Raw genomic sequence first — 25,848 nt, 5'->3', positions numbered from 1 at the left:
AACCAATCCGGCAGTGCGGTTCAAAGGCGATTTCAGCCGATCTTCTGGCCGGTCTTGGCCCAGTCGGCGAGGAAGGCTTCAAGCCCCTTGTCGGTCAGCGGGTGCTTCACCAGCGAGCGCAGCACGGCAGGCGGGGCGGTGATGACATCGGCGCCGATCAGTGCCGCATCCTTGACGTGATTGATGGTGCGCACCGAAGCGACGAGGATTTCGGTGTCGAAATCATAGTTGTCGTAGATCTGGCGGATTTCCGAAATCAGGTCCATGCCCTCGATGCCGATGTCGTCAAGACGGCCGACGAAGGGCGAAATGAAGGAAGCACCGGCCTTGGCGGCCAGCAGGGCCTGATTGGCCGAGAAGCACAGCGTGACGTTGACCATGCGGCCTTCGGAGCGGATCGCCTTGCAGGCCTTCAGGCCGTCGAGGGTGAGCGGCACCTTGATGGCCACATTGTCGGCGATCTTCGCCAGAACCTTTGCCTCGGCCATCATGCCAGCATAATCGGTGGCCGTGACTTCGGCCGAAACGGGGCCGGAAACGATGTCGCAGATCTCGCGCGTCACCTCATCGATCTTGCCACCTGATTTCAGAATCAGCGAGGGGTTGGTGGTGACGCCATCGACCAGCCCCATATCGTTCAGTTCACGGATTTCCTTGATGTCGGCGGTATCGACGAAGAACTTCATTGCTGTCTCCTTGAAGATTCCGGCGTACGGGGAGGGCGCACGCGCTATCGGCCTTTGCTCTAGACCAAAGACGATGCAAGGTCACGCGTGATGAGCCAGGTTTCGCCCTTTTCGTCCGCAGCACCGGTGCTGGTGCCCATGCCTGCAGAACGCCCCTACACCTATGCGGTTCCGCCGGGAATGCATGTCGTGCCGGGATCGATCGTGCGCGTGCCGCTGGGGCCGCGTCAGGTCGCCGGCGTCGTCTGGGACGGCGAGGCGGGTCAGGTGGATGCCCGCAAGCTGAGGCCCATCGAGCAGGTGTTCGATTGCCCGCCGGTCAGCCACGATATGCGCCGCTTTGTCGACTGGGTGTCGCAATACACGCTTTCGCCGCCCGGCATGGTGGCGCGCATGCTTCTGCGCGCTCCGGAAGCCTTCGATCCCGAGCCGTGGACGGAAGGCATCACCCTCACCGACGTGCGGCCCGAGCGCATGACCGGGGCGCGCGAGCGGGTGCTGGAAACGGCCGCCGACGGTTTTGCCTGGACGCGCTCCGGGCTTGCCCATGCCGCCGGCGTCTCCTCCTCCGTCATCGACGGCCTGAGAGAGCAGGGCGTGTTCGAGACGGTGATGATCCCGCCCCGTCCGGTGGTTCCCGAGCCGGACACGACCTATGCGGCGGCGGAACTGATGCCCGATCAGCGAATGGCGGCGGACGAGCTGAAGGCCGGCGTGGAGGCGGGTGGTTTCCGCGTCACCCTTCTCGATGGCGTGACCGGCTCGGGCAAGACGGAGGTCTACTTCGAAGCGGTGGCGGAGGCAATTGAAAAGGGGCAGCAGGTGCTGATTCTGCTGCCTGAAATCGCGCTGACCCATGCCTTTCTGGAGCGTTTCCAGAACCGTTTTGGGGCAAAGCCGGCCGAATGGCACTCCGATCTGCCGCCACGCATGCGCGAGCGGGTCTGGCGGCAGGTTGCCGAGGGCACACTCAAGGTGGTGGCGGGCGCGCGCTCCGCGCTGTTCCTGCCGTTTCAGGACCTTGGCCTGATCGTCGTCGACGAGGAGCATGACCCCGCCTACAAGCAGGAAGATCGGGTCTTCTACAACGCCCGCGACATGGCGGTGGTGCGCGCCCATATCGGCGGTTTTCCGGTGGTGCTGGCCTCGGCCACGCCGTCCGTCGAAAGCCGCGTCAACGCCATGCAGGGGCGCTATGGACGGGTCATCCTGTCGTCGCGCTTCGCCGATGCGGCGCTGCCCGACCTGCGCACCATCGACATGCGGCGCGCGCCGCCGGCGCGGGGCGGTTTCCTGTCGCCGCTTCTGCTGCAAAGGATGGCGGCGACGCTGGAACAGGGCGAGCAGTCGCTTTTGTTCCTCAACCGGCGCGGCTACGCGCCTTTGACGCTGTGCCGCTCCTGCGGACACCGCTTCGGCTGTCCGGTGTGCTCGTCATGGCTGGTGGAACACCGGTTTCGCGGGCAGCTCATCTGCCATCATTGCGGTCATACCGAAAGGCGTCCGGATGCCTGCCCGGAATGCGGCACGGTCGATCATCTCGTCGCCTGCGGGCCGGGCGTGGAGCGCATCGCGGAGGAAGTCGTCTCGCATTTCCCGGAGGCGCGCACCATCGTGCTGTCGTCCGACATACTGGGTGGCGTGCGGCGGTTGCGGCTGGAGCTGGAGGCCATCGCCAATGGCGATGCCGACATTGTGATCGGCACGCAGCTCGTCGCCAAGGGACACAATTTCCCGAACATGACGCTGGTGGGGGTTGTCGATGCCGACCTTGGCCTCGCCAATGGCGATCCGCGCGCCGCCGAACGCACCTACCAGCTTCTCAGCCAGGTGACGGGGCGCGCCGGCCGCACCGGCAAGAAGAGCCTTGGCCTTCTTCAAACCTACCAGCCGGACCATCCGGTGATGCAGGCCATCGTCTCCGGCGATTCGGAGCTGTTTTACGAGCGCGAGATCGGGGAGCGCGAACGCACCCGCCTGCCGCCATTCGGGCGGCTGGCAGGCGTCATCGTCAGTGCGCCGACGCGGGCAGAGGCCGAGGGCCATGCGCGGGCGCTGCGGCTTGCTGCTCCAGAGACCGCCGACATCTTCGTGCTTGGCCCTGCCGAAGCGCCGCTTGCGCTGCTGAACGGGCGGCATCGTTTCCGCCTTTTGGTGCATGGCGAGCGCCGCGCCGATATGCAAGGCTTTGTCAGGGCGATGCTGGCCGCGGGACCGAAGGTGCGCGGCCAGATCCGGGTGCAGGTCGATATCGATCCGCAAAGCTTCCTGTGATGTGCGAGCGGGCAGAGGACATGCAATGAAGACGATCGGCCTGCTGGGCGGCATGAGCTGGGAGAGCACGGCGATCTATTATCGCCTGCTGAACGAGGGAGTTCGCTCGCGGCTCGGGGGCCTGCATTCGGCAAAGCTCGCCCTGGTTTCGGTTGATTTCGCAGAGATTGCGGAGCTCCAGCATGCGGGCGACTGGCAGGGCGCCGCGCGGCTGCTGGCCGGGGCTGCGCGCCAGCTCGAAGCGGCGGGCGCGCAGTGTCTGGTTCTCTGCACCAACACCATGCACAAGCTGGCCGACGAGATCGGAGCCGCAACATCCATACCCCTGCTGCACATCGCCGATGCCACGGGTGCGGCCATCAGGCGCGCAGGCGTCAGCCGGCCGGCCCTTCTTGCCACCCGTTTCACCATGGAGCAGGATTTTTACAGGCAGCGGCTGGCGGAGCGCTTTGGCATCGAGGCGGTTGTTCCCGATGAGGCGGGCCGCGCGAGGGTTCACGCCATCATCTACGATGAACTGTGCCTCGGCGTCGTGAAGCCGGCTTCTAAATCCGTCTATATGGAAGAGATCGCGCGGTTGCGCGCCGAACAGGGCGCCGATGGCGTGATCATGGGCTGCACCGAAATCACCATGCTGATCGGCCAGCCGGATTTCGACATTCCGGTTTTCGACACCACGCTTATCCATGCAGAGGCAGCTATCGCGTTTGCTCTGGGTGAGGCATAAGGCAGCGAGACCGGCACCACGGCGCGACCGGGCAAGGCGCGCGCTGACACCTTACCGAGATCAAGCGAGGGACTGCGATGGAATTCTCGTTTCCGTGGCCGATGAGCCAGGGCGAATGGCTGGCATGGACAAGCGCTGTCGTGACAGCGGCACTTGGACTGCTTCTGTTTCTGGCACCGGGCATCGGATTCAGGCTTCTGCGCCTCCAGCCGCATCCCGACAAGCCGGAGGCGGTGATCGAGGGGCGCAGCCGCTTTGCGGGTTTCTATCTTGGTGTCGGCCTGTGCGCGATCCTGCTTGCGCAGCCATTGCTCTACATGGCGCTCGGCTTTTCCTGGCTATTCACAGCTTTTGGCCGCATGCTCGGGATGATGAGCGATCGCGGCAACACGCCCTACAACTGGGCCGCTCTTGCCGTAGATCTGGCACTTGCGGCACTTCCGCTGGCTTTTGCCTTCGGTTTTGTGCCCTGAATCAGGGGGCACGGAACGCATTCGTCAAGCGGATGCGACAAAAGTGCCGGAATCCACTGCCCTCCATGGATTGCGGTCTTGGGAGGCGTGTGCTAGACGGCAACCGACTTTCAGCTAGGGGAAGCGGAAGCCGATCCTTTAGCTTCGACAAAACGTAAGCAAGGTCAAAGATTTAGCCAGAGTTCTCACTCGCGCCAACAATCTGCGGCCTGTCAGACATGAGAAAAGACGGACCGTGGCCAAAACGTCCTCGCCAATCTCCGCCGTTGCCGAGCGCTATGCGAGCTCGCTGTTCGAGCTCGCTCTCGAAGCAAAATCCGTTGCCAGGGTCGAGGCTGCTCTTTCCAGCTTCGAGGCCATGCTGGCCGGCAGCGCCGATCTGAAGCGCCTCATCGAAAGCCCCGTCTTCGCGGCTGACGAGCAGGAGCGCGCCATTTCGGCACTCCTCGAAAAGGCCGGCATCGATGGCCTCGCAGGCAGCTTCCTGCGCGTCGTCGCCCGCAACCGCCGCCTTTTCGCGGTGCCGGGCATGATCGATGCTTTCCGCAGAATTGCCGCTGAACATCGCGGCGAAGTGTCGGCAGAGGTGACGGCGGCGCATGCGCTGACGGCTGCCCAGCAGGCCGAACTCAAGGCGGCGCTGAAGAGCGTTGCCGGTAAGGACGTGGTCATCAACGTCACCGTCGATCCGAGCCTGCTCGGTGGTCTCGTGGTCAAGATGGGCTCGCGCCAGATCGATACGTCGCTCAAAACCAAACTCAATTCGCTCAAGCTTGCACTTAAAGAGGTCGGCTGATGGACATCCGCGCCGCGGAAATCTCCGCAATTCTGAAAGATCAGATCAAGAACTTCGGCAAGGAAGCCGAGGTTTCCGAAGTCGGTCAGGTTCTGTCCGTCGGTGACGGTATTGCCCGCGTTTACGGCCTCGACAATGTTCAGGCCGGTGAAATGGTCGAGTTCCCCGGCGGCATCCGCGGCATGGCGCTCAACCTCGAAGCCGACAATGTCGGTGTCGTTATTTTCGGTAACGACCGCGACATCAAGGAAGGCGACACCGTCAAGCGTACCGGCGCGATCGTCGACGTTCCGGTTGGTCCCGAGCTGCTCGGCCGCGTGGTCGACGCGCTCGGCAATCCGATCGACGGCAAGGGTCCGATCAAGTCGAAGGAGCGTCGCCGCGTCGACGTCAAGGCTCCCGGCATCATTCCGCGCAAGTCGGTGCATGAGCCGATGTCGACCGGCCTCAAGGCCATCGACGCCCTGATCCCGGTTGGTCGCGGCCAGCGCGAGCTGGTCATCGGTGACCGCCAGACCGGCAAGACCGCCATCATCCTCGACACCATCCTCAACCAGAAGGCCATCCACGACAGCGGCCCCGAGTCGGAAAAGCTGTACTGCGTCTACGTCGCCGTCGGCCAGAAGCGCTCGACCGTCGCGCAGTTCGTGAAGGTTCTGGAAGAGCGCGGCGCGCTCGAGTATTCGATCATCGTCGCCGCCACCGCCTCCGATCCGGCTCCGCTCCAGTATCTGGCGCCGTTCACCGGCTGCACCATGGGCGAATATTTCCGCGACAACGGCCAGCACGCGCTGATCGGCTATGACGACCTGTCCAAGCAGGCTGTCGCCTATCGCCAGATGTCGCTGCTGCTGCGCCGTCCGCCGGGCCGCGAAGCCTATCCGGGCGACGTTTTCTACCTGCACTCCCGTCTGCTGGAGCGCGCCGCCAAGCTCAACGATGACAATGGCAATGGCTCGCTCACCGCTCTGCCGGTCATCGAGACGCAGGCGAACGACGTTTCGGCCTACATCCCGACCAACGTGATCTCGATCACCGACGGCCAGATCTTCCTTGAGACCAACCTGTTCTTCCAGGGTATCCGCCCGGCCGTGAACGTGGGTCTGTCGGTGTCGCGCGTCGGCTCCGCTGCCCAGATCAAGGCGATGAAGCAGGTTGCCGGCTCGATCAAGGGCGAACTTGCCCAGTATCGCGAGATGGCGGCGTTCGCTCAGTTCGGTTCGGACCTCGACGCCTCCACGCAGCGTCTGCTCAACCGCGGTGCGCGTCTGACCGAGCTGCTGAAGCAGCCGCAGTTCTCGCCGCTGAAGACGGAAGAGCAGGTTGCAGTGATCTATGCCGGCGTGAACGGCTATCTCGACAAGCTCTCGGTTGGCGATGTCGGTCGCTTCGAGCAGGGCCTGCTGTCGCATCTGCGCACGGTCGGCAAGGAAGTTCTCGACGGCATCCGCAAGGAAAAGGCGCTGTCGGACGATCTGCGGGCCAAGCTCAAGGCCGAGGTCGACGCTTTCGCCAAGACCTTCGCCTGACCCTTGAACGCACGCGGACTGTAGAGTTTGAAGCATGGCGTCACTGAAAGACCTTCGTAACCGCATCGCCTCGGTCAAGGCGACGCAGAAAATCACCAAGGCGATGCAGATGGTCGCCGCGGCGAAGCTGCGTCGTGCCCAGGAAGCTGCGGAGGCCGCGCGTCCCTATTCGGAGCGCATGGGTGCCGTCCTGGCCAACATCACCCAGGCTATCGGTGCGGGCGGCGATGCCCCCGCGCTGATGACCGGAACGGGCAAGGACGACGTGCATCTGCTCGTCGTCTGCACCGCCGAGCGCGGCCTGTGCGGCGGCTTCAACTCGCAGATCGCGCGCTTTGCCCGCGATCATGTCCGCCGGCTTCTGGCCGAGGGCAAGACGGTCAAGATCATCTGCGTCGGCAAGAAGGGCTTCGACATCCTTCGCCGCGATTACGCTTCGCTCATCATCGAGCGTATCGACCTGCGCGAGGTCAAGACGATCGGCTTCGCCAATGCCGACGCCATCGCCCGCAAGGTGATCCAGCTGTTCGGTCAGGGCGAGTTCGACGTCTGCACGCTGTTCTATTCGAACTTCAAGTCGGTGATCAGCCAGGTGCCGACGGCGCAGCAGATCATTCCGGCGGCTGCTCCTGCCGAAGCGGAAGCTGCCAATGGCAGCGCCGTTTACGAGTATGAGCCGGAGCCGGGTGAAATCCTTTCCGATCTGATCCCGCGCAACATCTCCGTCCAGATCTTCCGCGCGCTGCTCGAAAACGCAGCCGGCGAGATGGGCGCCAAGATGAGCGCCATGGACAACGCGACGCGCAATGCGGGCGAGATGATCAACAAGCTGTCGATCACCTACAACCGCCAGCGTCAGGCGCAGATCACCAAGGAACTCATCGAAATCATTTCGGGCGCCGAGGCGCTCTAGCATGCGGCGTGAAGGCCGGAGCCTTCACCCGAGCATGTGACAACAAACGGACGAAAAAGGGCTAGAGACGATGGCGAAAGCAGCGACCCCGAAAACGGCGACCGCTAAGACTGCAGAAGCTCCCGCGAAGGCGGCCGCTGCAAAGGCGGCTCCCGCAACCGCAGCGAAGGCTCAGGCAGCTGCGCCGAAGAAGGCACCTGCTAAGGGCGCTGCTGCGAAAGAGGCGGCCAAGCTGGTGGCGGAATCGAAGCCGGGCAAGGTCAATACACGCGGCGCGACGGCGAGCCATAATCTCGCCAAGGGATCGAAGGGCAAGGTTCGTCAGGTCATCGGCGCCGTCGTCGACGTGCAGTTCGAGGACAGCCTCCCGGCCATTCTGAACGCGCTCGAGACCGAGAATGTCGGCAACCGTCTGGTTCTGGAAGTCGCCCAGCATCTCGGTGAGAACACCGTGCGCTGCATCGCCATGGACGCCACCGAAGGTCTGGTGCGCGGCCAGGAAGTCGTCGACACCGGCGCTCCGATCTCGGTTCCGGTCGGCCCGGGCATGCTCGGCCGCATTATCAACGTCATCGGCGAGCCGGTCGACGAAGCCGGTCCGATCAACGCGATCGAGCATCGCGGCATTCACCAGCCCGCTCCGGAATATGTCGAGCAGTCGACGGAAGCCGCTATTCTCGTCACCGGCATTAAGGTCATCGACCTGCTGGCACCTTACGCCAAGGGCGGCAAGATCGGTCTGTTCGGCGGCGCCGGCGTCGGCAAGACGGTTCTCATTCAGGAACTGATCAACAACATCGCCAAGGCGCACGGCGGCTACTCGGTGTTCGCCGGCGTCGGCGAGCGTACCCGCGAGGGTAACGACCTCTATCACGAGTTCATCGAATCGGGCGTTAACCAGAAGGGTGGCGGCGAAGGTTCGAAGGCGGCTCTCGTGTACGGCCAGATGAACGAGCCTCCGGGAGCCCGCGCCCGCGTCGCGCTCACCGGCCTGACGGTTGCTGAGTACTTCCGCGATCAGGGCCAGGACGTGCTGTTCTTCGTGGACAACATCTTCCGCTTCACGCAGGCCGGTTCGGAAGTGTCGGCTCTGCTCGGCCGTATTCCTTCGGCGGTGGGTTATCAGCCGACGCTGGCGACCGACATGGGCGCGCTGCAGGAGCGCATCACCACCACCACCAAGGGCTCGATCACCTCGGTGCAGGCCATTTACGTTCCTGCCGACGACCTGACCGACCCGGCTCCGGCCACCTCGTTCGCCCACCTTGACGCGACCACGACGCTGAACCGCGCCATCGCCGAGAAGGGCATCTACCCGGCTGTGGATCCGCTCGACTCGACCTCGCGCATGCTCGACCCGCTGATCGTCGGCGAGGAGCACTATCAGGTCGCCCGTGACGTGCAGCAGACCCTCCAGCGCTACAAGTCGCTGCAGGACATCATCGCCATCCTCGGCATGGACGAGCTGTCCGAAGAGGACAAGCTGACGGTGGCCCGCGCCCGCAAGATCGAGCGCTTCCTGTCGCAGCCGTTCTTCGTGGCTGAAGTCTTCACCGGTTCGCCGGGCAAGCTGGTGGCTCTGGAAGACACCATCAAGGGCTTCAAGGGTCTGGTTGCCGGCGAGTACGATCACCTGCCGGAAGCTGCCTTCTACATGGTCGGCGGCATCGAAGAGGCGGTCGAGAAGGCTAAGAAGCTGGCGGCCGAGGCTGCCTGATCCATGGCGGATCGCGACCTTCGGCTCGAGGATGCGGTCAACGAGACCTGCCCCTGGTCGGGCAAGCCGATTTCGGCGGATTCGTTGACCGTCTACAAGGGCCGCACGGTCGGTTTCTGTAATCCCGGCTGCCGGGACAAGTTCGCAGCGGCGATTTCTCATTTCGAGCAGTCGCTGCCCGAGAAACCAAAGGCATAGGCATCATGGCTGAAGCTTTCCAATTCGAACTGGTCTCGCCGGAGCGTTTGCTTGTCTCCGAAAAGATCGAATCGGTCGTCATTCCCGCAACGGAAGGCGAAATGACCATCATGGCCAACCATGCTCCGGTCATGACCACGATCAAGCCGGGCGTTGTCACCGTGAACACCGCCGCCGGACAGCAGGAGCGCTACGTCGTGTTCGGTGGTTTCGCCGACATCCTGCCGGCTGGCTGCACGCTGCTGGCTGAGTCGGCCGTGTCCGTGAAGGATCTCGACCGCGACGACATAGCGCGTCGGGTGCAGGAGGCGAAGGAAGACGTCGCCGACGCCAGGGACGACAACACCCGCACGCGCGCCGAGCAATATCTGTCGGAACTGACCACCCTGCAGGGCGCGCTTCAGGCCGCCTGATCAAATCTCACGCATGAAGTGACGACAAGCCGGGCAATGCCCGGCTTTTCTCGTTATGCGCCCTGTTTCGCGGTGGCTTTGTCCTGCTGTGGGGGAGGCTGGAAAAGCAGAACCCGCGTCTCTTGTGGAAACGCGGGTTGTTGCCTGGGCGCTTGCGCGCCGCGGTACTCGATACTGTGCCGCAGGACCGGGACAATGCCGCCGGATGGATGAAGATAGCCTTAACGGACCGGTCTTTTTCCCCGGCGTGACCGTGGGTTCAGATGCTGTCGCGAAGGGCATACCAGTTCAGTGCAAGGAAGAGCAGCGGGGCCCGCAGACGACGGCCGCCGGGGAAGGCGGGGATCTTCAGGTCCTCGAACAGCTTCAGCCGCTCGCGATTGCCGGTCACGGTTTCCGCATAGAGCTTGCCGACGAAGTTCGACAGCATGACGCCGTGACCGGAATACCCCCCGGCCGAAATGACATTCGGCATCACTTCGCGCACGAAGGGCTGGCGTGGCATGGTGATGCCGACATAACCGCCCCAGCCGTGCGTGATCTCGACGTCCTTCAGCGCCGGATAGATCTCGGCGATCTGCTTGCGGATATGGATGTGAATATCGCCCGGATCGGTCACGGCGTAGATCTCGCGCCCGCCGAACAACAGGCGCCCGTCCTTCGATTTCCGGAAATAGCGCACGACAAAACGCGAATCATCGACAGATTCGCCACCGGGAAGCACCGGGCTGTCGTCGCCCAGAGGCACGGTTGCGCCGATGAAGGAACCGATGGGCATGATATGCGCCGCGCTCTCCGGTTCCAGATTGCCCCCATGGGCATTCGTGGCAATGAGGCATTTGTCGGCGGTGATCGTGCCACGATCGGTCGTGATGGAGACCTTTCCGCCATTGGAGGCAATGCCTGTGGCGGGCGTGTTCTCGTAGAGGTGCGCGTCGGCTCCGGCGGCCACGCGCGCCGTGCCGATCAGGAGCTTCAGGGGATGGATGTGTCCGGTTCCGGTATCGCGTACGCCGCCGAAAAAGCGCCGTGAGCCGAGCCGTTCCGCGGTCTCGTCAGCGCCCATGAACGAGATATGAGGATAACCGAAGCGGTTCGCCATGATCTCGGCATGGGCCCTGTAATTGTCGACATAGCGCCTCTTGTGCGCGACCGACATCTGGCCGGGCGCATAGTCGATGTCGATGTGATGGGCTTTTGCGAAATCCAGCAGATGGGCTTTCGCCTCTTCGGCAAGGTCGAACAGCGCCCTGGCGCGCGTGAAGCCGTATTCAGCTTCCATCTCTTCAGGCCAGGCGCGCTGCCCGGTGTTCATCTGTCCGCCATTGCGGCCCGATGCTCCATCGCCGAAACGATGAGCTTCGATGAGCACGACGTTTGTGCCCGACGCCGCCAGATGGGCCGCCGCCGACAGTCCTGTAAAGCCGCCGCCTATGATCGCCACGTCGCAGCTTTTGTCGCCGTCCAGCCGGGCATAGGAAGGCCGCTCATCAACGGTGTCTTCATACCATGAGCGACCGGGTGAAATGGGTGACTGATAGGGCATCGGATTTCAGCGTGGCGGTTGTTGGGAGAGCGCAGACCAGCTTGCCGCCGCTCAGACGTTCAGCAGCAAATATTCGCGCTCCCAGGGGCTGATGACTTCCATGAAGGTCTCGAACTCTGCCCGCTTGATTGCAGCATAGGTGGTGGCGAAGGTCTTTCCGAGAAGGCTGGCCAGCTCCTCGTCCTGCTCGAACAGGTCGACTGCCTCCAGAAGCCCGCGCGGCAGATCGATCTCGTCCTCATTGGCCGTTGTGACGACGGGCGCCTCGGATTCGAGACGGTTCTTCAGCCCGATAAGCCCGCAGGCGAGCGAGGCAGCGAGCGCCAGATAGGGGTTGGCATCCGAGGAAGGGATGCGGTTCTCCACGCGTCTGGCGGCCGGGTCGGAGCGCGGAACGCGGAAGGCCGTGGTGCGGTTGTCGTAACCCCATTTGTTGTTGACGGGGGCGGAAGCAGCCTGCGTGAGCCGGCGATAGGAGTTCACATAGGGCGCCAGCATCACCAGCGCGTTCGGCACATGCTGCTGCATGCCGCCGATGAAGTGGAAGAACTGATCGGTCTCCGAACCATCGCCGGCAGTGAAGATGTTGGCGCCGGTCCTCTTGTCGATGATCGACTGGTGAATATGCATGGCCGACCCCGGCTGGCCCTGAATGGGCTTGGCCATGAAGGTGGCGTAGATGTTGTGCTTCAGCGCGGCTTCGCGGATGGTGCGCTTGAACATGAACACCTGATCGGCCAGTTCGATGGGGTCGCCATGGCGCAGGTTGATCTCAAGCTGGCCGGCGCCCTCCTCATGGATCAGCGTGTCGATCTCAAGGCCCTGACTTTCGGAGAAATGGTAGATGTCGTCGATCAGCTCGTCGAACTCGTTGACGCCGGCGATCGAGTAGCCCGCGCCGCCGCCGATGGCCCGCCCCGAGCGGCCGACCGGAGGGGTCAGCGGATAATCCGGATCAGGGTTCTTGTGGACCAGGTAGAATTCGATTTCCGGGGCGACGACGGGCTTGAGACCGAGCTTGTCATAGGCGGCGACAACGTTCTTGAGCACGTTGCGCGGCGTGAACTCCACCGTGCGCCCGTCCTGATGCACCAGATCGCAGATGACGGCTGCGGTCGGGTCGTCTTCCCATGGCACCACGGTCAGCGTCGACAGGTCCGGCACCATCTTGAGGTCGCCGTCATCCTCCGGATAGACGAAGCCATTACCGTCTTCCGGATAACCGCCCGAAATGGTGGCCATGAACACGGCCGACGGCAGGGCCAGCGACGTATTGGACGTGAATTTGCTGGACGGCATCATCTTGCCGCGCGCGACACCGGCCTGATCCGGCGTGATGCACTCTATGTCTTCAATGCCGCGGTATTCGAGCCAGGCACTGGCATCCTTCCAGCTTTTTACCCCGCGCAGGTTATTCACGAAGGCAGGGCTGCGGGAACGTTTTGAACGAACGTCCTTCTTTACGGGCGTCATCAATCACCAAATTTAAGAATACTGGCCAAGTATGCCGGTTCGGCACACGGAAGGGAAGGGGGCGCGAATGATAGTTCTGTGACGGCAGGCGTCTGCTTCCATTTCAGGCCATTGCAGCCATATGGGCAAACGGGAGACCGAATATCCGGAACCGCTATTCCCGGTCCGTAGCCGGCGGTACATCGTCCGCCTCGTCCTCGTCGTCACGGACAGGTATGACGTAGGCGCCCTTGAGCCAGCGGTTCAGGTCGACATCCTTGCAGCGCTTGGAGCAGAAGGGATAGGTGTCACGCGCCGAAGGCCGCCCGCATTCCGGGCATGGCCGCTTCGGCCGCAGAGGCATCACCTGCGCGGTGTTGTCGCCGCTCATGAGACACCTGTGGCCGGCCAGCCGGCGCGCGTGTCGAAGCCTTCGCCGGCAAGCAGCGCCGCGGTTTCATACAATGGCAGCCCTACCACGCTGGTGTAGGAGCCGATCAGCTTGACCACGAAGGCGCCGGCAAGCCCCTGTATGGCGTAGGCGCCGGCCTTGCCGCGCCATTCGCCCGAGGCCACATAGCGCTCGATGTCCTCGCGCGGCAGCCGCCGGAAGCGCACCCGCGTCTCGACGAGACGCTGGCGGATCTTGCCCGATGGCGTGGCGAGGCAGATGCCGGAATAGACGCGGTGCGAACGGCCGGACAGCAGTTGCAGGCAATAGACGGCGTCGTCGATGGTCTCGGCCTTCGGCAATATACGGCGGCCGACGGCAACGACCGTATCCGCCGCCAGCACGAAGGCGGGTTCGGCAGCCGGCTCTGCCTTCAGGTCGGCAAGCGCTTTTTCCGCCTTCTGCTTCGACAGCCGCTTTGCCAGCGACCGCGGATGCTCGGCGCGCTGCGGCGTCTCGTCTATGTCGGCTGGCAGAATGCGGTCAGGCTCGATGCCCGCCTGCTGCAGGAGCTGAATCCTGCGCGGCGAAGCAGAGGCAAGCACAAGCGTCTGCGATTTGCTTCCAGCCATGCCTGCCTGCCCGGACGGTGTTTACTTGAAACGGTAGGTGATACGGCCCTTGGTCAGGTCGTAAGGTGTCATTTCGACCAGAACCTTGTCGCCGGTCAGCACGCGGATGCGGTTCTTGCGCATGCGGCCAGCCGTGTGGGCAATGATTTCGTGCTCGTTTTCAAGCTTGACCCGGAACATGGCGTTCGGAAGCAACTCCGTCACCACGCCCGGAAACTCAAGGACTTCTTCCTTCGGCATTCGATACCTTTTCTCGGGTGATGATCCGGGACCAATGCCCGGATTTTGCGCGGAACCTATATGATAAAGGCGGGTTTGTGAACACGCTAATCGGCACAGGTTTCAAAACCCCGGCCAGCACATGGCCGCAGGCTGTAAAATCTCTGACCCTGCATCCGCGGAAGCGGCCTGAAGGTGCGCGTCATTGTCCCGCGCAGGTAATATACACAAGATAAATGGCTTTTCCGCGATTTCTTTCACTTGTCACTTGCGCGGCTAAATCAACGGGCCGAAAATGTATCTTCAGCTTGAGGCAGGCTGGATCAGGGTGAGCGGGGTCGTGGTTTCTTATACGGGCAGGAGGGGTCCGGCCCGGTCAGCGACCCGAACGCAACCTCTTCATCCGCGGCCTCTGCGCTATCAGGAGAAGGGGATCGTAAGTGCTCGAATCATATTTCAGGATAAAGGAAGAGGGGTCCTCGGTTCGCACCGAAGTGATTGCCGGTGTCACCACCTTCCTGACGATGTCGTACATCATCTTTGTGAACCCGGCGATCCTGTCGACGACCGGCATGGACAAGGACGCCGTTTTCGTGGCCACCTGTCTGGCTGCGGCAATCGGTTCGGCGATCATGGCGCTGGTGCCGCGCTGGCCGATCGGCATGGCGCCCGGCATGGGCCTGAACGCGTTCTTCGCATTCACCGTGGTTGGCGCTCTGGGCTTCACCTGGCAGCAGGCGCTCGGTGCCGTCTTCATTTCGGGCATCATCTTCCTGATCCTGACGGTCACCGGCGTGCGCAGGTGGATTGTCGAGGGAATTCCGAGGTCGATGCGCAGCGCGGTTGCCGCCGGTATCGGTCTTTTCCTTGCCATCATCGCGTTGACGAGTTCCGGTATCGTGGTCGCCAATCCGGCCACGCTGGTCAGCTTGGGTGACGTGACGCAGACCGGTCCGCTTCTGGCGATCGCCGGCTTCTTCATCATTGCCGCTCTCGATGCGCTGAAAATTCGCGGTGCGATCCTGATCGGCATTCTGGTCATCACCATTGCCTCGATGGCTCTCGGTGTCAGCCAGTTCGGCGGCGTGGTTTCCATGCCTCCGTCCATCGCGCCGACCTTCATGCAACTCGACATCATGGGCGTGCTTCATGCCGGCGTGCTCTACGTCATCCTCGTTCTGGTGCTGGTCGAGATCTTCGACGCCACCGGCACGCTGATCGGCGTTGCCAAGCGCGCGGGCCTGATGCCGGAAGGCAAGCCCAACCGCCTCGGCAAGGCGCTTCTGGCAGACAGCACGGCCATCGTTGCCGGTTCGATGCTCGGCACCTCCAGCACCACCGCCTATGTCGAAAGCGCCTCCGGCGTTCAGGCTGGCGGACGCACGGGCCTCACGGCTCTGGTGGTTGCGATCCTGTTCCTTGCGGCCCTGTTCTTCGCGCCGCTGGCTGGCTCGGTTCCGGTCTACGCAACGGCACCGGCGCTGCTCTACGTCGCCTGCCTGATGATGCGCGAACTGGTCGAGGTGGAGTGGACCGAAATCACCGAGGCGGCACCGGCGGCGCTGACCGCGCTGATGATGCCGTTCACCTATTCGATCGCCAACGGTCTTGCCTTCGGCTTCATCAGCTATGCTGCCCTGAAGACGCTGAGCGGCCGTTTCAGGGATGTGCATCCGGCCACGTGGCTTGTCGCCATTCTGTTCATCATCCGGTTCGTGATGGTGGGTGTCGAGCACAAGGAAGACGTTCAGGCGCCGGCCGGCAATGCCGCTGTCGAGACCGTTGTTGGTGAAGGTTCCGACGCCAACAATGCGGGGGCAGCCAGCACGGCGCCCGCAGGCACGCCTGCCGAAAGCACCAGCGGCCAGTAAGAAGCTGCCAACTGGCAACCCAAAAAACGCCCGCAACATGTATGTTGCGGGCGTTTTTCGTTTCCTGAGGATGATGCGATCCGGCCGGCATTTTCCATATTGCCAGCAATCATGGTTTTGTGAATGAGTGCGGCGCACGATCAACTTGAGTGCCGAGGGAAGGTTTCAATGAATTCTGCAGACAGTCGCCCTGTGTCGTCGCCGGCAATCGTCGGTATCTTTGCGGCCGCGTTCCTGGTCCTCGCCATTCTTCTGAATATTCTTGTGATCTTCGTGCCTTTCGACAACCCGGCCATGGGGTTCCTCGTCGTCGTGGCGGCAGCCGGCGTGGCCGGCCAGTACTGGTTTTCCCGTGAGAAGGTGGTGCCGGCCGGTGGCCGCGTATGGAACGTCGCCCTGCTATGCGGCATCGTTTCGGCCGTCCTCTCGGCCGGCTTTGCCGTCTTCGGCCTTTCCGGCGACCAGCAGATGTGGAACGAGTTCAGTCAGGCTGGCATCGCCGTGATCGCCGGAGTGTTCGCGGCCATCCTTGTCATTCAGGTTCTTCTGGTCCGTGTCGGCTTCTGGCTCACTTTCCGGCAGGCGGCAAAAAAGCCGGCGGCCTGATTCGGGCAATTCCTGCAGACCGCAGACAGGCAGACCGCAGACAGGGCGCGCGATCTGCCGCCATCGACAACGCCGCGGCCCCCGATCCGTCTCAGGCTTTCATGATTGGCCCGTTTTTAGAAAGCGCGTCGCAACGCGCTCCTTCAGGTGTTCCCGAACCTCGCGATAGGCAGCCAGACGCTGCTCGCGGGTGCCGGTAATCGAGGTCGGGTCGAAGGTCGGCCAATACTCTACTTCCACCGCCATGGTGCGGGTGAATTCCATCGCCGTATGGTGAGCCTGCGGTGAAAGGGTGATGATCAGGTCGAAATAGGCGTCCTCTATGTCGTCCACCGCGCGTGGCTCGCGGTCACCCAGCGACAGTCCCTCTTCTTCAAGGACAACATCGACGAAGGGATCGCGTTCGCCGGCATGGACGCCGGCCGAGGCGATGAAGATATCGGCCGGCAGCACCCTGCGGGCCAGAAGCTCGGCCATGGGAGAGCGCACGGCGTTCATTCCGCACATGAAAAGAATTGAGCGCGGTTTGGAGGGTTCGCCGTTCAGGTCAGCCTCGCCAGTGCAGCACGCAAACCAGCGTAAACAGCCGCCGCGCCGTATCGAAATCAATGTCGATCTTGCCGGCCAGCCGGTCTTTCAGCGTTTGCGAACCCTCATTGTGCAGTCCGCGCCGGCCCATGTCGATGGCCTCGATGTGGCTGGGCGAGGCCGAGCGGATGGCATCGTAATAGCTTTCGCAGATCATGTAGTAATCCTTGACGATCCGCCGGAAAGGCGTGAGCGACAGGATATGGGTGACGACGTCCGAGCCGTCCTCCCGGGTGATGGCAAAGACCAGCCGCGCATCGACCAGCGACAGCTTCAGCTTGTAGGGGCCGGGCTTTTCGTCGTTGACCGGACGGAAATTGTTTTCCTCGATCAGATCGAAGATCGCCACGGCGCGCTCATGCTCGACATCCGGCGTGGAACGGCCGATCGTTTCGTCAAGTTCGACGTCGATGAGCCGGTCACGCTGGTGATCGAAGTCCGACATCGGCGCTACATGTTCAGGCGTATGGCGACGGAGCGGGCATGCGCATCCAGCCCTTCCGCCGTGGCCAGCGCGATGGCGGCAGGCCCCAGCGCGCGCAACTGTTCAGGACCGAGCCTGAGGGTCGAGGTGCGCTTGACGAAATCGAGCGTGGAAAGCCCCGACGAAAAGCGGGCCGAGCGCGCGGTGGGCAGCACATGATTGCAGCCGCCGACATAGTCGCCGATGACCTCCGGCGTATGGCGGCCGATGAACACCGAACCGGCGTTGCGGATGCGGCCCAGCAGAGCGTCAGCATCGTCCACCGCCAGTTCCAGATGTTCGGCCGCGATACGGTCGATGAGCGGGATCGCCGTATCGAAATCATCCACGAGGATGACGCAGCCGAAATCGCGCCAGCTCTGCGCTGCGGTTTCGCCGCGCGAAAGGTTGCGCAGTTGGCGCTCGACGGCGTCCTCCACGGCTTTGCCGAATTCGGCATCGTCGGTCATCAGGACCGACTGCGCCGAAGCGTCGTGCTCGGCCTGCGCCAGCAGGTCGGCGGCGATCCAGTCGGGATCGTTGGAGCTGTCTGCCACCACCAGAACCTCGGAAGGTCCGGCGATCATGTCGATGCCGACCGTGCCGAACACATGCCGCTTCGCGGCCGCGACATAGGCGTTGCCCGGCCCGACGATCTTGACCACGGGTCTGATCGTCTCTGTGCCGTAGGCAAGCGCCGCGACAGCCTGCGCGCCGCCGATGCGGTAAATTTCGGAAATGCCGGCGAGATCGGCCGCCACCAGCACCAGCGGGTTGATGACGCCGCCGGAGGCCGGCACCACCATGACGATGCGCTCCACGCCGGCCACCGCCGCCGGAACGGCGTTCATCAGAACCGAGCTTGGATAGCTCGCGGTGCCGCCCGGCACATAAAGGCCGACCGATTCCACCGCCGTCCAGCGCGAGCCGAGTTCGACGCCGATCGGATCGACATAGATGTCGTCCTTCGGCATCTGGCGCTGGTGATGCGAGCGGATGCGGTCGCGGGCGAGCTTCAGCGCTTCGATGGTGGCCGGATCGGCCTGCCCATAGGCGGCCTCGATGTCGGCGCGCGAGACCGCAATGCCGAGCGTTTCAAGGTCGGCCCTGTCGAAGCGCTTCGTGTAATCGATGAGGGCCGCGTCACCCTCAGCGCGCACGCGGGCGATGATGTCGCGCACCACGGCCTCGACATCGGCCGAAACCTCGCGCTTCGTCGACAGGAAGGCGGCAAATCGCTGTTCGAAATCCGCATCCGATTGTCTGAGGGTAAGGGCCATGCGTGTCAGATCCTGTGGGCGGGGCGCGACGTTGCCTGCCAGGCGCCGCCGATATCGGCAAGGCCTGCCTCCACGCATTCGACATCGAGCATGATGGTTCCGCCGCCGGAGAAGACGAGTTCTATGATGCCGGCCGGCTGGTCCGTGGGCACAAAGCTGACAGCCAGCAAAGAAAGCACGTCGTCGGGCTTGTCGCGCGCGATCCCGGCCACCTTTGCGCCGAGTACGCGGTCGAAATGCAGCACGCTTTGCCGGCGCTCATTATGCTTGCGCAGGAAGCCGGATTTCTTTTCCCAGGCAAAACGGCTCATCGCCAGCACGAAGCGGTGCGTGCCGGGCAGATATTGCAGGTCGCGCACCTTCATCACCGCGTCCTGCACGTGGGCGGAAATGACGTTGAGATCCTGCTCGTCGAGCGCGATCAGCTTGAGGCTGTCCATGCCTGTTTCGCACCTGCGAAGGGTTGTCCTGAACCCTTTTGTTAGGCTGTCTTGCCGGTCTGTGCAACCGCGATGCCGCAGGAACCGGGCATCAGCCGCTGATGCGCTCTATGGTCGCGCCGCAGCCCGACAGCTTCTCTTCCAGCCGCTCGAAGCCGCGATCGAGATGGTAGACGCGGTTGACGATGGTTTCGCCCTCCGCGGCCAGTCCGGCGATGACCAGCGACACCGAGGCGCGCAGGTCGGTCGCCATCACCGGTGCGCCCTTCAGTTTCGCCACGCCGTCGACGATCGCCGTCTGGCCGGACAGGGTGATGTGGGCGCCAAGGCGGGCCAGTTCCTGCACGTGCATGAAGCGGTTCTCGAAGATCGTCTCGGTGATGTGCGAGCGGCCCTTTGCCATGGTCATCAGGCCCATGAACTGCGCCTGAAGGTCGGTGGGGAAGCCGGGGAAGGGTTCGGTGGTGATGTCCACCGGCTCGATGCCGGCGCCATTGCGGTAGACGCGTATGCCCTCATTGGTGACGGTGATTTCCGCGCCGGTGCGGGAGATTGTTTCCAGTGCGCTTTCCAGAAGGTCCGCGCGCGCGCCTTCCAGCAGAACGTCGCCGCCGGTCATGGCCACGGCCATGGCGTAGGTGCCGGTCTCGATGCGGTCGGGAATGACGCGAACGCTGGCGCCGTGCAACTCATCCACGCCCTCGATGGTGATGGTCTCGGTTCCCGCGCCGGTAATCTTCGCGCCCATGGCGTTGAGGCAATCGGCAAGGTTGACCACCTCGGGCTCGCGGGCGGCGTTCTCCAGAACGGTTTCTCCGCGGGCGAGGGCGGCGGCCATCATCAGCACATGGGTCGCGCCGACGGATACTTTCGGAAAGCGGTAGCGGTTGCCACGCAGGCCCTTCGCCGCTTTGGCCAGTACATAGCCGCTCTCGACATCGATGTCGGCGCCCAGCGCCTGCAGGCCTTCGATGAACAGGTCCACCGGCCGGGTGCCGATGGCGCAGCCGCCCGGCAGCGAGACCCGCGCCTCGCCCATGCGTGCAAGCAGCGGACCGACGACCCAGAACGACGCACGCATCTTCGACACCAGCTCATAGGGGGCGGTGGTGTCGACAATGCTGCCGGCGGTGAAATTGATGGTGCGCGAATAGCCTTCGGTCTGCGTCGGGCGGCGGCCGTTGACGGAATAATCGACGCCGTGATTGCCGAGGATGCGGATGAGCTGCTCCACATCGGCCAGATGCGGCACGTTTTCCAGCGTCAGCGTTTCGCGCGTCAGCAGCGAAGCGATCATCAGGGGCAGGGCGGCATTCTTGGCGCCCGAAATCGGAATGGTGCCTGAGAGCCTGTTGCCCCCGACGATCCTGATGCGATCCATGAAGATGCCTCTCCCCGGCTGAATGCCGGTCTGGGATGTGCCGCGCCGGAGACGGCTGATGCCGCTGGCGCGCTTCAATCGTTTAAAGCGGTCCGTCTAAACCATAGACGGCTGTCATTCAAGAAAATGCACTGGCAACAAAAGTATCAGACGATCACGCACATTGCCCCGATGGGGCCAACGCCGGGCGGATCAGCTTTCCGAAGCGGGCCTGGAAGCTTCGATGCCCTGAGGCCGCGAATCCGCCTCTCCGGCGCGTCGGGCTCTTGTCTGGGCCTTGCGCTTGAGCAGATTGGCCCTCAAGGCTTCCGCCGAGCGTGCCTTGCGCGCTTCTTCGCTGCTGGTTGCGGTTCCTTTCTTGTCCTTCATGCCTGTGTTCCTGCTGGCTGGATAAGCTTCCATGAATATGGCATGGGCATGTTCGAAACAACGTCTTTGCACAGGCTGTTTTAGAGCCTTGCACTTGGCGAAACGATGTGGCAGAAGTCCGCCGCATCCGGTTGCTGCCGTAGCTCAGTGGTAGAGCACTCCCTTGGTAAGGGAGAGGTCGAGAGTTCAATCCTCTCTGGCAGCACCATTTTCTCATTCCGATTATAAAGTCGAACCGTCTTCGGGGTTTAACTCTGTGCTGGCGGAAACGGTCTTTGGTTTGTGGTTTTGCTGCAGAGATCGCGAATCGCTGTCAAAGGCTGCGTTCGAGTGTCCTGCTATCCATGATCGTGTGTCGCGGCGAAGCCGCGGCAGAATGGCGGGATGCGCTTTGATTGCGGGGGAGCAGAATGAAGAGGAGGAGACGAATCAGGACTTCGGTTTCGTGTCTTCCGGGTCAAGCAGGATGCGTTCGGCGGCGCCGTCGAGATCGTCGTACTGGCCGCTGCGCAGTGCCCACAGGAAGCCAAGCAGGCTGATGGCCCCGAGGAACAGGGCAACAGGTATCAGATAGATGAGGATGCTCATGCCGTTGCAGGCTCCGTAACCTGCCGTGTCTTGCCTTCGTCCTCCGTACGGCCGGCGCGCATCAGCCGCAGCGCATTGGTGATGACGAGGATCGACGAGCCCGACATGGCGATAGCCGCGATCAGCGGCGTGACATAGCCCAGAATGGCGATCGGCACGGCGATGATGTTGTAGACGATGGCGATGCCGATGTTCTGGCGGATGAGCTGGCCGGCACGCAGGGCGACGTCACGCGCCGTGGTCACGGCGGCGAGGCTCTCGCGCAGGAATACGAAATCGGCGGCGTTGCGGCCGATGTCGGCAGCCGTAGCAGGCGCCATCGAGACATGGGCCGCGCCCAGCGCCGGCGCGTCGTTGAGCCCATCGCCCACCATCAGCACCTTGCGGCCTTCCTGCGCAAGCTCCTCGATGCGCTCGACCTTCTGGGCGGGAAGAAGGGCAGCCCGCCAGACGTCGATGCCAAGCTCACCGGCGACGCGGCGGCAGGCCGCTTCCGTGTCGCCCGACAGCATCTCAACCGGGCCGAGGCTAGCCCTGAGCGCGGCGATCGTGGCGCGCGCGCCGGCGCGGGTCTCATCCTCGAAAGTGAAACGGGCAACGATTTCACCGTTTCGGGAGAGGACCGTGCCGCTTTCCTGCGAATCATTTTCTGCCCAGCTGGCCCGGCCGAGCCGCCAGATCGTATCGCCCGCATTGGCCTCCATGCCGAAGCCCGGCAGTTCCTCTACTTTGTTAAAGGCAGGCGCAGGGGTGCCTCCCCCCTGTTCGGCGATGGCCTGCGAGAGCGGGTGGCGGGAATGGGCGGCCAGCGCGCTGGCGATGCCGAGCAGGCGCGGCGTGATCTCGTGCACATTGGTCAGGCGCGGATGGCCGAGGGTGAGCGTGCCGGTCTTGTCGAAGACGGCGGCGTCGGCCTGCGCCAGACGTTCCATGGCTGCCCCGTCCTTGACCATGATGCCGTTCTCGAACAGCCGGCGCGCGGCCACCACCTGCACGATGGGCACGGCGAGGCCGAGCGCACAGGGGCAGGTGATGATCAGCACGGCGATGGCGATGGTGACCGCCTGATGCCAGTCGGCGCCGGCCAGCATCCAGCCGATGAAGGTGACGAGCGCGGTCAGGTGCACCACCGGCGCATACATGGCCGATACGCGGTCGGCGATGCGGCGATAGCGGGCGCGCCCGCCCTCGGCGGCTTCCATCAGCCGCATCATTTCGGCGAGGAAGGAGGTGGAGGCGGGCCGTGTGGCCTCCAGCGTCAGGGGTCCGGTCAGGTTGAGCGTGCCGGCCTGTATCTCGGCCCCGGCAGCCACGGCGAGCGGCGCGCTCTCGCCATTGACCAGCGAGCAGTCGAGGTCGGATGCGCCCTGCACGACCTTCGCATCGACGGGAATGCGCTCGCCGGCCGCGACCAGAAGGCGCATGCCGGGCTCGATCTCGGCGATGGGGCGATAGTCGCGGGTGCCGTCGCCGAACAGCACTAGAGCGCCGCGCGGACTGAGCCGCGCGAGGCCAGCCACGGCGGCGCGGGCCTTGTTGCGCATGACATGGTCGAGCGTGCGGCCGATGAGCAGGAAGAACAGCAGTGTCACCGAAGCGTCGAAATAGGCATGGGTGCCGGAATGCCAGGTGTCGTAGATGCTCAAGGCATAGGCCATCGTGATGCCGATGGCGATGGGCACGTCCATGTTCATGCGCCCGTGGCGCAGGGCGCTCCACGCCGAACGGTAGTAAATGCCGCCGGCCACGGCCAGCGCGGGCAGGGCGATCAGCGCCGAGACCCAGTGGAACAGGTCGCGCGTGGCTCCTTCCGCGCCCGACCAGACGGAGACGGACAGCAGCATGATGTTGCCGGCGGCAAAGCCGGATACGGCGAGCGCGCGCAGCAGTTCCGAAAGCACCGGGTCCCTGCCGTCCTGCGCATCGTCGAACAGGTGCGGCGGATAGCCGAGCCCATCGAGCGTGGATACCACCGGAGGCAGGTCATCGCCGCGCCAGCGAACGCTGACGCGTTTGGTGGAAAGGTTGACGCGCGCCCGCTCGACCGTATCCAGCTTGCCCAGCGCCGTCTCGATGGCGTGGATGCAGGCGGCGCAATGCACGCCCGGCACGGACAGCTCGACCTGCCGCGTGCCGTCACCCATATCGCGCGCGGCGAAGGCGACTTCCTCGCCGGTTGGAAGCGCGGCCAGCGCTCTGGCGAGATCTTCGCTTCCGGGCGCGCAGCAACTCATCTGATGGCCCCGTCCCTGACGATGATGCGGTGGATCTCGTGCCATGGCACGTCGCGGCCGGCGTCGGCCTCGATCTCGACGATCCAGGCGCCGTCAGCCAGCGCGAAAGGCGCGTCGAGCGCTCCGCCCGATGCGGGTGCCAGGGCCAGCGTCGTGTCCTCGGTATCGGTCACCGGGCGGCGGAACTGTGCCGTACCGGCCTTCAGGGCAACGGGATTGCCTTCGGCGTCGGCCAGCGCGAAGCGGAAGGTGCCGTCGGTTCCGGTCACCGTCGTGTTCCAGCCCAGCGCCACCTGCTCGCGGTGTTCGCGCGACTTGCGGTTGAATTCGAGGCCCGCGACATAGGAGTTGCGCACCACGAAGCCGGTCCAGCTCGTATTGGCATAGACGGCCATGGTGACGTTGACGGTTATGATGACGCCGAAGAAGGCGACCATGATCAACAGGAAGTGGCGGCCGGTGAATTGCTGGCTCATCATTCTCACTCCGGGCTCTCGAAGCTGGTCACATAGTCGGCGGAATCGAGGCTGGACTTGTCCTCGACGTGGAAAACGAGACGCTGCGCCTTACCGGGGCTCTTCGCCCCTTCACGGGGCTGGCGCACATAGACCTTGAGCGAACGCGCGCGATCCGGTTCCAGCGTCACCGTGATGGTGCTGCTTTCCTCATGATCGAGGCCCACGACATTCATCGTCGCGCCGGGAAGCTCATCCAGGCTGACGGTGACGGTGCGCTGTTCGGGGATCTTGTTGAGCAGCTTGACCGTGTAGCCGTTGCGGATCGATCCGTCGGAAAGCACCACATATTGCGGATTGCGGTCGTGCAGCACGTTCATCTCCAGCCGGTCGCGGGTCATCAGCCCGTAGATCAGCAGTACGCCGACCAGCGCCCATCCGCCAAAATAGATGAAGGTGCGGGGTCTGAACAGCTTTCCAAGATGAAAGGTCGAGATGGCGTCGGAAATACGGCCGGAGGCATCGCGGACCAGCGAAGGGCGGATGTCATGGGCGCCGTCGCCTGTCGCGAGAGCCATGTTGGCGTTGTAGTCGGCCAGTGTCGCATAAGAGATGAGGCCGCGTTCGCGGCCGAGCTTGTCCATGACGCCGTTGCAGGCATCGATGCACAGGGCGCAGGTGATGCATTCGAGCTGCTGGCCGTCGCGAATGTCGATGCCCATCGGGCACACCACCACGCAGGCGTTGCAATCCACGCAATCGCCCACCGGCTTGCCGGCCGCCGCAGCCTTCTTGGCGTGGCGGGAGCGGGGCTCGCCGCGCCAGTCGTTGTAGGTCACGGTCAGCGAATGCTCGTCGAGCATGGCTGCCTGAATGCGCGGCCAGGGGCACATATAGGTGCAGACCTGCTCGCGCATCAGCCCGCCGAACACATAGGTGGTGGCGGTGAGGACGGCGACGGTGATGTAGGCGACGGGGGCTGCCTGCCCGGTCGCGAAATCCATGGCCAGATAGGGCGCGTCGGAGAAATAGAAGATCCACGCGCCGCCGGTCGCCACGGCGATGGCGATCCAGATCGCGTGCTTGGCGGTGCGGAGCGCGATCTTGCGTGCCGTCCACGGAGCCTGATCGAGGCGGATGCGGGCATTGCGATCGCCTTCGATGGCGCGCTCGACGACGAGGAAGAGATCGACCCACACGGTCTGCGGGCAGGTATAGCCGCACCACGCGCGCCCGACCGTTGAGGTGATAAGGAAAAGGCCGAGGCCGGCCATCACCAGAAGGCCGGCGACGAGAAAAAACTCCTGCGGCCAGATTTCGATGAAGAAGAAATAGAAGCGGCGGTTGGCGATGTCGACCAGAACCGCCTGATCGGGCGCATGCGGGCCACGGTCCCAGCGAATCCACGGCGTCAGGTAGTAGATGCCGAGCGTAATGGCCATGATCAGCCATTTGAAATTGCGGAACGAGCCGTTGGCGCGCTTGGGAAAGATCTTCTTGCGCGCGGCGTAGAGCGGCTGGCGCAGTTTGGCAGAGTTGACCGCCTGCGCGTCATGGCGTTCGAACTCGACTGTGCCGGACATACTCTTCTCCTGACCGTACCTAAC

The 25,848-nt window shown here is 63.5% G+C and carries 26 protein-coding genes, 1 tRNA gene and 1 pseudogene; 12 read left to right on the top strand and 16 right to left on the bottom strand.

The window, feature by feature from the left end; all coding sequences use genetic code 11:
* Nucleotides 1-32: 32 nt before the first annotated feature.
* The gene (fsa, locus tag HNR59_RS01010) at nucleotides 33-686 is read right to left on the bottom strand and encodes a fructose-6-phosphate aldolase (protein ID WP_183824684.1); all 654 of its coding nucleotides are present in this window, start codon (nucleotides 684-686) and stop codon (nucleotides 33-35) included.
* 90 nt (nucleotides 687-776) lie between these two features.
* Between fsa and HNR59_RS01005 the strand changes: the two genes are divergently transcribed.
* From HNR59_RS01005 to HNR59_RS00965, 9 genes are all read left to right on the top strand, one after another.
* Nucleotides 777-2,960: a primosomal protein N' gene (locus tag HNR59_RS01005; protein WP_183824681.1), complete on the top strand. Its 2,184-nt coding sequence runs from the start codon at nucleotides 777-779 to the stop codon at nucleotides 2,958-2,960.
* A 25-nt stretch (nucleotides 2,961-2,985) separates the two neighbouring features.
* Nucleotides 2,986-3,687 (top strand): aspartate/glutamate racemase family protein, encoded by a 702-nt coding sequence (locus HNR59_RS01000; protein WP_183824679.1) that lies wholly within the window; start codon nucleotides 2,986-2,988, stop codon nucleotides 3,685-3,687.
* 77 nt (nucleotides 3,688-3,764) lie between these two features.
* Complete coding sequence (locus tag HNR59_RS00995; protein WP_183824676.1) at nucleotides 3,765-4,160, top strand: AGROH133_08824 family phage infection protein; 396 nt, start codon at nucleotides 3,765-3,767, stop codon at nucleotides 4,158-4,160.
* 235 nt (nucleotides 4,161-4,395) lie between these two features.
* The gene (locus HNR59_RS00990; protein ID WP_183824673.1) at nucleotides 4,396-4,956 is read left to right on the top strand and encodes a F0F1 ATP synthase subunit delta; all 561 of its coding nucleotides are present in this window, start codon (nucleotides 4,396-4,398) and stop codon (nucleotides 4,954-4,956) included.
* The gene (atpA, locus tag HNR59_RS00985) at nucleotides 4,956-6,485 is read left to right on the top strand and encodes a F0F1 ATP synthase subunit alpha (RefSeq protein WP_183824670.1); all 1,530 of its coding nucleotides are present in this window, start codon (nucleotides 4,956-4,958) and stop codon (nucleotides 6,483-6,485) included. Before HNR59_RS00990 ends, atpA begins: the two co-directional genes overlap by 1 nt.
* A 34-nt stretch (nucleotides 6,486-6,519) precedes the next feature.
* Nucleotides 6,520-7,398: a F0F1 ATP synthase subunit gamma gene (locus tag HNR59_RS00980; protein WP_183824667.1), complete on the top strand. Its 879-nt coding sequence runs from the start codon at nucleotides 6,520-6,522 to the stop codon at nucleotides 7,396-7,398.
* A 70-nt stretch (nucleotides 7,399-7,468) separates the two neighbouring features.
* Entirely contained in the window at nucleotides 7,469-9,115 is a 1,647-nt protein-coding gene (gene atpD / locus HNR59_RS00975) for a F0F1 ATP synthase subunit beta (protein WP_183824664.1), read from the top strand.
* Between the two features lie 3 nt (nucleotides 9,116-9,118).
* On the top strand, nucleotides 9,119-9,313 hold the full coding sequence (locus HNR59_RS00970; RefSeq protein WP_183824660.1) for an eL24 family ribosomal protein: 195 nt from the start codon (nucleotides 9,119-9,121) through the stop codon (nucleotides 9,311-9,313).
* 5 nt (nucleotides 9,314-9,318) lie between these two features.
* Entirely contained in the window at nucleotides 9,319-9,726 is a 408-nt protein-coding gene (locus tag HNR59_RS00965) for a F0F1 ATP synthase subunit epsilon (RefSeq protein ID WP_183824655.1), read from the top strand.
* Between the two features lie 259 nt (nucleotides 9,727-9,985).
* Here the strand turns inward: HNR59_RS00965 and HNR59_RS00960 are convergent, their stop codons facing one another.
* The 5 genes from HNR59_RS00960 to infA form a co-directional block, all read right to left on the bottom strand.
* Nucleotides 9,986-11,272, bottom strand: a complete 1,287-nt coding sequence (locus tag HNR59_RS00960; protein WP_183824652.1) for an NAD(P)/FAD-dependent oxidoreductase — start codon at nucleotides 11,270-11,272, stop codon at nucleotides 9,986-9,988.
* A gap of 51 nt (nucleotides 11,273-11,323) precedes the next feature.
* Nucleotides 11,324-12,745, bottom strand: a complete 1,422-nt coding sequence (locus tag HNR59_RS00955) for a glutamine synthetase family protein (protein WP_183824649.1) — start codon at nucleotides 12,743-12,745, stop codon at nucleotides 11,324-11,326.
* A gap of 154 nt (nucleotides 12,746-12,899) precedes the next feature.
* A complete protein-coding gene (gene yacG, locus HNR59_RS00950) occupies nucleotides 12,900-13,115 on the bottom strand; it encodes a DNA gyrase inhibitor YacG (protein WP_183824646.1) in 216 nt (71 codons plus the stop codon).
* Nucleotides 13,112-13,747, bottom strand: a complete 636-nt coding sequence (locus HNR59_RS00945; protein ID WP_183824643.1) for a Maf-like protein — start codon at nucleotides 13,745-13,747, stop codon at nucleotides 13,112-13,114. The genes yacG and HNR59_RS00945 overlap by 4 nt, the downstream gene beginning before the upstream one ends.
* Before the next feature lie 21 nt (nucleotides 13,748-13,768).
* Complete coding sequence (gene infA, locus HNR59_RS00940) at nucleotides 13,769-13,987, bottom strand: translation initiation factor IF-1 (RefSeq protein ID WP_006200926.1); 219 nt, start codon at nucleotides 13,985-13,987, stop codon at nucleotides 13,769-13,771.
* A gap of 419 nt (nucleotides 13,988-14,406) precedes the next feature.
* Here infA and HNR59_RS00935 point away from each other — a divergent pair.
* Nucleotides 14,407-15,681: pseudogene (locus tag HNR59_RS00935) on the top strand (NCS2 family permease); the annotation flags it as partial.
* A gap of 324 nt (nucleotides 15,682-16,005) precedes the next feature.
* A complete protein-coding gene (locus HNR59_RS00930) occupies nucleotides 16,006-16,443 on the top strand; it encodes an ABZJ_00895 family protein (RefSeq protein ID WP_183824637.1) in 438 nt (145 codons plus the stop codon).
* A 99-nt stretch (nucleotides 16,444-16,542) separates the two neighbouring features.
* Here the strand turns inward: HNR59_RS00930 and HNR59_RS00925 are convergent, their stop codons facing one another.
* The 6 genes from HNR59_RS00925 to HNR59_RS00900 form a co-directional block, all read right to left on the bottom strand.
* The gene (locus HNR59_RS00925) at nucleotides 16,543-16,941 is read right to left on the bottom strand and encodes an arsenate-mycothiol transferase ArsC (protein ID WP_246374441.1); all 399 of its coding nucleotides are present in this window, start codon (nucleotides 16,939-16,941) and stop codon (nucleotides 16,543-16,545) included.
* A 49-nt stretch (nucleotides 16,942-16,990) separates the two neighbouring features.
* Nucleotides 16,991-17,476 carry a UPF0262 family protein gene (locus HNR59_RS00920; protein WP_183824631.1) on the bottom strand — a complete coding sequence of 162 codons (486 nt, stop codon included), beginning with the start codon at nucleotides 17,474-17,476 and terminating at the stop codon, nucleotides 16,991-16,993.
* A gap of 5 nt (nucleotides 17,477-17,481) precedes the next feature.
* Nucleotides 17,482-18,774 carry a histidinol dehydrogenase gene (hisD, locus tag HNR59_RS00915; RefSeq protein WP_183824628.1) on the bottom strand — a complete coding sequence of 431 codons (1,293 nt, stop codon included), beginning with the start codon at nucleotides 18,772-18,774 and terminating at the stop codon, nucleotides 17,482-17,484.
* Between the two features lie 5 nt (nucleotides 18,775-18,779).
* The gene (locus HNR59_RS00910; protein ID WP_183824625.1) at nucleotides 18,780-19,214 is read right to left on the bottom strand and encodes a DUF2948 family protein; all 435 of its coding nucleotides are present in this window, start codon (nucleotides 19,212-19,214) and stop codon (nucleotides 18,780-18,782) included.
* A 91-nt stretch (nucleotides 19,215-19,305) separates the two neighbouring features.
* A complete protein-coding gene (gene murA / locus HNR59_RS00905) occupies nucleotides 19,306-20,595 on the bottom strand; it encodes a UDP-N-acetylglucosamine 1-carboxyvinyltransferase (protein WP_183824622.1) in 1,290 nt (429 codons plus the stop codon).
* A 192-nt stretch (nucleotides 20,596-20,787) separates the two neighbouring features.
* On the bottom strand, nucleotides 20,788-20,964 hold the full coding sequence (locus HNR59_RS00900) for a hypothetical protein (RefSeq protein WP_183824619.1): 177 nt from the start codon (nucleotides 20,962-20,964) through the stop codon (nucleotides 20,788-20,790).
* Between the two features lie 133 nt (nucleotides 20,965-21,097).
* On the opposite strand from HNR59_RS00900, the gene HNR59_RS00895 reads away from it, so the two are divergent.
* Nucleotides 21,098-21,172: transfer RNA gene (locus HNR59_RS00895), tRNA-Thr, on the top strand.
* Nucleotides 21,173-21,393: 221 nt separating this feature from the next.
* On the opposite strand, the gene ccoS is transcribed toward HNR59_RS00895, so the two are convergent.
* From ccoS to ccoG, 4 genes are read right to left on the bottom strand one after another with little or no spacing between them, the layout of a single operon-like run.
* The gene (gene ccoS / locus HNR59_RS00890; protein WP_183824616.1) at nucleotides 21,394-21,552 is read right to left on the bottom strand and encodes a cbb3-type cytochrome oxidase assembly protein CcoS; all 159 of its coding nucleotides are present in this window, start codon (nucleotides 21,550-21,552) and stop codon (nucleotides 21,394-21,396) included.
* Complete coding sequence (locus HNR59_RS00885) at nucleotides 21,549-23,786, bottom strand: cation-translocating P-type ATPase (protein WP_183824613.1); 2,238 nt, start codon at nucleotides 23,784-23,786, stop codon at nucleotides 21,549-21,551. Before HNR59_RS00885 ends, ccoS begins: the two co-directional genes overlap by 4 nt.
* Nucleotides 23,783-24,265, bottom strand: a complete 483-nt coding sequence (locus HNR59_RS00880; RefSeq protein WP_183824610.1) for a FixH family protein — start codon at nucleotides 24,263-24,265, stop codon at nucleotides 23,783-23,785. The genes HNR59_RS00885 and HNR59_RS00880 overlap by 4 nt, the downstream gene beginning before the upstream one ends.
* 2 nt (nucleotides 24,266-24,267) lie before the next feature.
* The gene (gene ccoG / locus HNR59_RS00875) at nucleotides 24,268-25,824 is read right to left on the bottom strand and encodes a cytochrome c oxidase accessory protein CcoG (RefSeq protein WP_183824607.1); all 1,557 of its coding nucleotides are present in this window, start codon (nucleotides 25,822-25,824) and stop codon (nucleotides 24,268-24,270) included.
* Nucleotides 25,825-25,848: the final 24 nt, after the last annotated feature.

The organism is Aquamicrobium lusatiense, assembly GCF_014201615.1.
Classification (GTDB): domain Bacteria; phylum Pseudomonadota; class Alphaproteobacteria; order Rhizobiales; family Rhizobiaceae; genus Mesorhizobium; species Mesorhizobium lusatiense.
This window is presented reverse-complemented; position numbering and strand designations above follow the sequence as displayed.